Below are 7,367 nucleotides of genomic sequence, written 5' to 3' on the forward strand. Positions count from 1 at the left end.
GTTTGGCTTCATGCAATCGCCCTGGAGCAATAAGGGGCTTGCAGCGGGGGGAAAGGCCTGCAATTTCAACTACTTGCTGCGCGCGCGCCACAATCGCGCACCGGGATGGGGCGTTTGTTGCATTCGATGTAACGATGGGAATCGTGAGGGTCAGCACGTCGCTTGGCGCAGCGTGGGTTCCCGCTTTCGCGGGAAGTCATTTCCGCCAATGGTGGAAATGACGTTCTTCGGGGTATGGCTAGTGCTAGCAGCACCCGTCGGCTCGCCCCCCCACCACCAACGTCATTCCTGCCAATGGCAGAAATGACGATGGAAAGGTGAAAATCGCGGACGTGTCAGTGTCTGGCCGTGATCAGCCGTTCGGGCGCAAGGATCGCATACTCCTGCAAAATTCCCGTCCCAAGCAAGCGGCCATCGTGGTAAATGCGCGCCCTGCCCTGCTCGGCCGGCACGACCACATCTTCCTTGCCCAGCGCCAGGCGCTGGCCTTGCAAAAACCGCTTGGCCAGCTCCTCCGTCAATTCGATCGCTGGAAATGACGACAGCAAGGCATCGACCGGCGCGAGCATCGCGAGCGGCGCGGCATTGGCCTGCAAGGTCTCGAGCGTGACCATACCCTCGACCGTAAGCGCCCCGACCTGCGTGCGCCGCAGCGCATTCAGATGGGCGCCGCAGCCGAGCGCGTTGCCGATGTCCTCGCCCAGCACGCGGATATACGTGCCCTTGCTGCAAGTGACCGACAACTTCAAGAACGGCGCCTCGTACGATACAAACTCGAGCTTGTGGATCGTCACCGGCCGCGCTTCGCGCTCGAGCACGATGCCCTCGCGCGCATACTCGTAATACGCCTTGCCGTCACGCTTGAGCGCCGAATACATCGGCGGCACCTGCAAAATCGGACCGCGGAATTGCACCAGCGCCGCTTCGATCTGCTCCTGCGTTACATCGACGTCGCGCGTCAGGACCACCTCGCCCTCGGTGTCGCCCGTATTGGTGTTGATACCCAGGTGAACCGTGGTGTCGTAGGTCTTGTCGGCCTCGAGCAAATCCTGCGAGAACTTGGTCGCCTCGCCAAAACACAGCGGCAGCAAACCGGTAGCGAACGGATCGAGGGTGCCTGTGTGGCCGGCCTTTTTCGCGTTGAGCACGCGCTTGGCCTTGATCAGCGCGTCGTTGCTCGACAGGCCAACCGGCTTGTCGAGCAGGAGCACGCCGTCGACCAGGTCGCGCACACGCTTGATATGCGCCTGCTTCTTGATCTTGCCAGCAGGCTTGACGACTTCTTCAGTCATCCTTGTTGTCGTCGCTATCGTCAGCCACGTCGGCTTCCGGCACCGGATCGGGCTCGGCGTCGGCCGCGCGCACCGAATTGGCCTGGTCGATCAGCAGCGACAGTTCCATGCCGCGCGAGGTCGAGGTGTCGTGCACGAAGTGCAGCATCGGCAGCGTGTGGATGTGCAGGCGCTTGCCCAACTGGTTGCGGATGAAGCCCGACGCGGCGGCCAAGCCGTCGACCGTGTTCTTGATCACGTCCTTGTTGTCGTTAAGCAGCGTGAAGAACACCTTCGCGTGCGCATAGTCGGGCGTGATCTGGACTTCGGTGATCGTGACCATGCCGACGCGCGGGTCTTTGAGGCCGTAGGCGACGATTTCGGACAGATCGCGCTGGATCTGGTCGGCCACGCGCAAACCGCGGGCGGGAATGTTTTTACTGTGTTTTGCCATGATATGAGACTGCTTTACTTTCTAACTGCTAATGTTTTGCGGGCTTTAACGAGAAATTGGGGTCAGAGTAATTTTCGCGAAAAAAGCATCGCGAAAAAAAACTCTGACCCCAATTTGGATGCGCCGGTTGCCTTGCAAAGGTGGAGCAGGGAATTGGCGCGGCATGCCGCGCCCCTGCGCAACGCCCCCCTTACAAAGGTGGAGCAGGGAATTGGCGCGGCACGCCGCGCCCCTGCGCAACGGGCCTGCCTTGCAAGGCAGGCCTCCCCTTACAAGGTACGGGCGATTTCCTGGACTTCGAACACCTCGAGGACGTCGCCGACTTCGATATCGTTGTAGTTCCTGAGCGACAGACCGCACTCGAGACCGGCGCGCACTTCTTTCGCATCGTCCTTGAAGCGCTTGAGCGAGTCGATCTCGCCGGTCCACACCACGATATTGTTGCGCAGCAGGCGAACCGACGACGAACGCTTGACGACACCATCGGTGACCAGGCAACCGGCGACCGCGCCGACCTTCGAGACCAGGATGACCTGGCGGATCTCGACCGCACCGGTGATGGTTTCGCGCTTCTCCGGCGCCAGCATGCCCGACAACGCCGCCTTGATCTCGTCGATCGCATCGTAAATGATGTTGTAGTAGCGGATGTCGACGCCGTTCGATTCGGCCAGCTTGCGCGCCTGGGCGTCGGCACGGGCGTTGAAGCCGATGATGACCGCTTTCGATGCGACCGCAAGGTTGACGTCCGACTCAGTGATGCCACCGACCGCCGCGTGCACAACCTGCACCCGCACTTCGGACGTGGACAGCTTCTGCAGGGAACCGACCAGCGCCTCCTGCGAACCTTGGACGTCGGTCTTGACGATGACCGGCAGGTTCTTGACTTCGCCTTCGCCCATGTTCTCGAACATGTTCTCGAGCTTGGCCGCCTGCTGGCGCGCCAGCTTGACGTCGCGGAACTTACCTTGACGGAACAGGCCGATTTCGCGCGCTTTGCGCTCGTCCGCCATGACCATGACTTCCTCGCCGGCGACCGGCACTTCGGTCAGGCCCTGGATCTCGACCGGAATCGATGGACCCGCTTCGGTGATCGGCTTGCCGTTTTCGTCGAGCATGGCGCGCACGCGGCCGAACGAGGAACCGGCCAGGATGACGTCGCCGCGACGCAAGGTGCCGGACTGCACCAGGATGGTCGCGACCGGGCCCTTGCCCTTGTCGAGACGGCCTTCGACGACCAGGCCGCGGGCCGGCGCATCGATCGGCGCTTTCAGTTCCAGCACCTCGGCCTGCAGCAGCACCTGCTCGAGCAGCGCATCGATGCCCTCGCCGGTTTTTGCCGACACCGGCACGAAGGGCGACTCGCCACCGTATTCTTCAGGCAGCACCTGCTCGGTCACCAGTTCCTGGGTGACGCGGTCGAGGTTGGCGCCCGGCTTGTCGATCTTGTTGATCGCCACCACCAGCGGCACGCCGGCCGCTTTCGCGTGGGCGATCGCTTCCTTCGTTTGCGGCATCACGCCGTCGTCGGCCGCGACGACCAGGATGACGATGTCGGTCGCCTTGGCGCCGCGGGCACGCATCGCGGTGAACGCTTCGTGGCCCGGGGTGTCGAGGAAGGTGATCATGCCGCGCGGCGTGTCGACGTGGTATGCGCCGATATGCTGCGTGATGCCACCGGCTTCGCCCGACGCGACCTTGGCGCGGCGGATGTAGTCGAGCAGCGAGGTCTTACCATGGTCGACGTGACCCATGACGGTGACCACCGGTGCGCGCGAGACCGACTCGTAGTGGGCGTGCTCGCCCTGGTCGGCCAGCAGCGCCTCCGGATCGTCTTGCTCGGCCGCAAACGCCTTGTGGCCCATTTCTTCGACCAGAATCATGGCCGTTTCCTGGTCCAGCACCTGGTTGATGGTGCACATCTGGCCCAATTTCATCAGTTGCTTGATGACCTCGGAGGCCTTGACGGACATCTTGTGCGCCAGCTCGGCGACCGTGATGGTCTCGGGGACGTGGACGTCCTTGATGACCGCCTCGGTGGGCGCCTGGAAATTGGTTTCGCGGTCGTCGTGGTGCGACTGGCGACGTCCGCCCTTGGCGCCACCGCGCCAGCCATCGCGTCCACTCGGCGAACCGGTGTTGCCGCGCGGCTTGATCGAACCCGGCGCGCCGCGTTTTTTCGCGTCGTCGGACCAGGTCGAGGAGACGTTCGCCGATTTGATCGACTTCTTGTCGGCCGTGAGCGGCTTTTTGTCGGCCGCTTTTTCGCCGGGCTTTTTGTCGGCCGGCTTGTGCAGCGTGCCTTCGGGCGCCTTCGGCTTGAGCGCGGCAACCGGCGGCGCGACAGGCTCGGGGGCCTTGATGGCGCGCCGCGGCGCGTTCATCATGGCCTTGATCTGTGCGACCTCGTCGGCGACGGCCTTGCGCGCCTTGTCGTTCGCTTCGGCGCGGTCGGCGGCCTCTTTGGCGGCGGCGGCGGCCTTTTTCTTGGCTTCCTCGGCGGCGGCCTTGCGCGTTTCTTCGCCGGCGGCTTCACCGGCGCTCGCGGCGGCGGCTGCCGCTGCGGCGGCGGCGCGCTTGGCTTCGGCGTCGGCTTCTTTCTTGGCGTCGATTTCAGCCTGCTTTTGCTGGGCGTCCTTCTCGGCGTCGAGCTTGGCCAGGCGTTCTTGCTTTTCGCGCAGGTCGGCCTCTTGGCGGGCCATCAGTTCGACCTGGCGGCGCGCCTCGTCCTCGCGGCGGGCAACTTCGGCCGCATCGATCACGGGAGCGGCTGGCGCGACGGGCGCCGGGGGCGGCGCGACCGGGTCGTCACGCTGCACGAAGGTGCGCTTTTTACGCACTTCGACCTGGATCGTGCGCGACTTGCCAGTGGCGTCGGCCTGCTTGATCTCGGTTGTTTCTTTGCGCGTCAGCGTGATCTTCTTTTTCTCGGTGTCGTTCACCGTGCCGTGGGTGCGGCGCAGGTGATCGAGCAACTTATCCTTATCATCTTTCGACAATGGATCTGACGTCGAACTTTTTTCGACGCCGGCAGAACGCAGCTGCGTCAGCAGCAAATCTGCAGGCATCTTCAGTTCGGTGGCAAATTGGGCTACGTTGTTACTCGCCATTCAGTCCTCTTTTCTATGTGTCGCGGAGATGATAAAGATACTCAAATTACGCCTTGGCGGTTTCGGCAAGGCTCCATACCTTGGCTTGAAGCGCCTTGGCACGGTCGTCGTATTTTGAGTCGACCAGCTTCATCTCGTCGTCGGTCACATCATTAAATTCGTTCTTGATCAGTTCGCGTGCACGGTCCGAGTTGAGGGCCAGGATGGCGCCGAATTCGTCGTATGCAAGCGCGGTGAAAGCTTCCACCGTTTTGATGCCGGCCAGGCCAAGCTTGCCGGCCACGTTGCGGTCCATGCCTTCGAGGTTGACCAGCGCTTCTTCCATGCCTTCGAGGCCTTCCTCGGAAGCGATCGCTTCGGTCACGAGCGCGTCGCGGGCACGGGTGCGCAGTTCGTTGACGGTGTCCTCGTCGAACGATTCGATGTCGAGCATCTCGGAGATCGGCACGTAGGCGATTTCCTCCAGGCTGGCGAATCCCTCTTCGACCAGGATGTCGGCGACTTCTTGGTCGACGTCGAGTTTTTCCATGAACAGGGCGCGCACCGCGGCGGTTTCGACAGCCGACTTGTCGGCCGATTCGGCCGCCGTCATGATGTTGATCTTCCAGCCAGTCAGTTCGGCGGCCAGGCGCACGTTCTGGCCGGAACGGCCGATCGCGATGGCCAGGTTTTCTTCGTCGACCACGACGTCCATGGCGTGTTTTTCTTCGTCGACCATGATCGAGGACACATTGGCCGGGGCCAGCGCGCCGATCACGAATTGGGCGGGGTCGTCGGACCACAACACGATGTCGACACGCTCGCCGCCGAGTTCGCCGGTGACCGCCTGCACGCGCGAACCGCGCATGCCGACGCAGGTGCCGATCGGGTCGATGCGCTTGTCGGCAGTATAGACAGCGATTTTGGCGCGCACGCCTGCGTCGCGGGCAGCCGATTTGATTTCCAGCAGGCCCTGCTCGATTTCAGGCACTTCGAGTTCGAACAGTTTCATGATGAAGTCGGGCGCGGTGCGCGACAGGATCACTTGCGGGCCGCGCATGTTGCGGTCGATGCGCAGGATGAATGCGCGCACGCGGTCGCCGATGCGCAGATTCTCTTTGGGGATCATCTGGTCGCGCGGCAGGCGTGCTTCGATCTTGCCGGACTCGACGATCGCGTCGCCGCGCTCCATGCGCTTGATGGTGCCGGTCACGAGCGAGTCGCCGCGCTCGAGGAAGTCGACCAGGATCTGCTCGCGCTCGGCGTCACGCACGCGCTGCAGGACGACCTGTTTGGTGTCTTGGGCGAAACGGCGGCCGAACTCGAGCGATTCGATCGGCTCTTCGATGTATTCGTCGACTTCGATGTCGGGAATCGTTTCCTTGGCTTCGAAGTGGAGGATCTCCTGGTCGGGCAGCTGCAGGCCCGCCTCGTCTGGCACGACGTGCCACCGGCGGAAGGACTCGAACACGCCCGAGTCGCGGTCGATGGACACGCGAATGTCGACTTCGCCCTCGTAACGTTTCTTCGTCGCTTGCGCCAGCGCGAATTCGAGCGCCCCGAAGACGACATCTTTATCGACATTTTTTTCGCGCGCCAGCGCATCAACCAATAACAACACTTCGCGACTCATGCTTTGCGTCCCTTAAAATCCACCTGCGGCACCAGACGTGCCTTATCCAGATCGGCGAGCGTAAACTCGAGCAGCGCCGGTCCATCCTTGCTTTCAAATTCCAAACCTACTTTGTCGCCTTGCGGCGCCTGCAAAATGCCCGTGAAGGTTTTACGGTTCTGGCTGTTTGGCATCGCCAGCTTCAGCTTGACACTGCATTCGCAGCCCGTAAAACGTTCGAAGTCGGCCATCGTGCGCACCGGGCGGTCCAGCCCCGGCGACGAAATCTCGAGCCGCTCGTAAGCGACGTTTTCAACCGTGAGGACGTGCGACAACTGGTGGCTCACCGTGGCGCAATCCTCGACCGTGATCGGGCCTTTTTCTTCCGCGTCGGCGGCAGTGAAATCGATGTACACGCGCAAAATCCCGCGCTCGCCCCGCTCAACATCGACGAGGTCGTAGCCCAGGCCATTGACTGTCTTGGCGATTAGATCAAACTGCTGCAAACCGATTCTCCAAATCACGAACCCGCCGCGCGGGCCGCTAAAAACGTTTTACCAAAAAAAAAATGGGCATCTGCCCATCTTACATATTCCGACCAGATGAAAGTGTCCGAACCCCGTTAAAGGTAGAGCAAACTTTTATTAGGTTGGAGATTATAACCTGTTCCGGCTTGCGCCGCAATCGGGCGATCGCGCTTCGGCGCCAAAACGGTGTCCGGACGTTGCGCAAACGATGCGCAAACGATGCGCAAACAACAATCTACCGGCGGCAACCGGCGCGGCTGGCGCGATCTACCGGCTCAAGCCGCGCCGGTTACCGCCGCCGGTTACCGCTGCCGGTTACGGCTTAACCGCGGCTTAACCGCGGCTTAACCGCGGCTTAACCGCGGCTTAGCCGCGGCCGCGCGGACGGCGCGGCATGCCGCTGTCGGCGCCGCGCGG

The 7,367-nt window shown here is 62.3% G+C and carries 5 protein-coding genes; all 5 read right to left on the reverse strand.

Annotation, left to right across the window (positions count from 1 at the left end; genetic code table 11):
- Positions 1-335: 335 nt before the first annotated feature.
- The gene (gene truB, locus C7C56_RS08035; RefSeq protein ID WP_106756925.1) at positions 336-1,292 is read right to left on the reverse strand and encodes a tRNA pseudouridine(55) synthase TruB; all 957 of its coding nucleotides are present in this window, start codon (positions 1,290-1,292) and stop codon (positions 336-338) included.
- The gene (gene rbfA / locus C7C56_RS08040) at positions 1,285-1,725 is read right to left on the reverse strand and encodes a 30S ribosome-binding factor RbfA (RefSeq protein WP_106756926.1); all 441 of its coding nucleotides are present in this window, start codon (positions 1,723-1,725) and stop codon (positions 1,285-1,287) included. The genes truB and rbfA overlap by 8 nt, the downstream gene beginning before the upstream one ends.
- A 269-nt stretch (positions 1,726-1,994) precedes the next feature.
- Complete coding sequence (gene infB / locus C7C56_RS08045; protein WP_106756927.1) at positions 1,995-4,832, reverse strand: translation initiation factor IF-2; 2,838 nt, start codon at positions 4,830-4,832, stop codon at positions 1,995-1,997.
- A gap of 46 nt (positions 4,833-4,878) precedes the next feature.
- Positions 4,879-6,444 carry a transcription termination factor NusA gene (gene nusA / locus C7C56_RS08050; RefSeq protein ID WP_106756928.1) on the reverse strand — a complete coding sequence of 522 codons (1,566 nt, stop codon included), beginning with the start codon at positions 6,442-6,444 and terminating at the stop codon, positions 4,879-4,881.
- Positions 6,441-6,929, reverse strand: a complete 489-nt coding sequence (gene rimP, locus C7C56_RS08055; protein WP_106756929.1) for a ribosome maturation factor RimP — start codon at positions 6,927-6,929, stop codon at positions 6,441-6,443. The genes nusA and rimP overlap by 4 nt, the downstream gene beginning before the upstream one ends.
- Between the last annotated feature and the right edge of the window lie 438 nt (positions 6,930-7,367).

Origin of the sequence: Massilia glaciei (assembly GCF_003011895.2) — a bacterium.
In the GTDB taxonomy this organism is placed as follows: Bacteria; Pseudomonadota; Gammaproteobacteria; order Burkholderiales; family Burkholderiaceae_D; genus Telluria_A; species Telluria_A glaciei.

Coding starts and splice junctions, on each gene's coding strand:
- infB (WP_106756927.1), bottom strand. CDS start 4,832: ATGGCGAGTAACAACGTAGCCCAATTTGCCACCGAACTGAAGATGCCT.
- truB (WP_106756925.1), bottom strand. CDS start 1,292: ATGACTGAAGAAGTCGTCAAGCCTGCTGGCAAGATCAAGAAGCAGGCG.
- rbfA (WP_106756926.1), bottom strand. CDS start 1,725: ATGGCAAAACACAGTAAAAACATTCCCGCCCGCGGTTTGCGCGTGGCC.
- nusA (WP_106756928.1), bottom strand. CDS start 6,444: ATGAGTCGCGAAGTGTTGTTATTGGTTGATGCGCTGGCGCGCGAAAAA.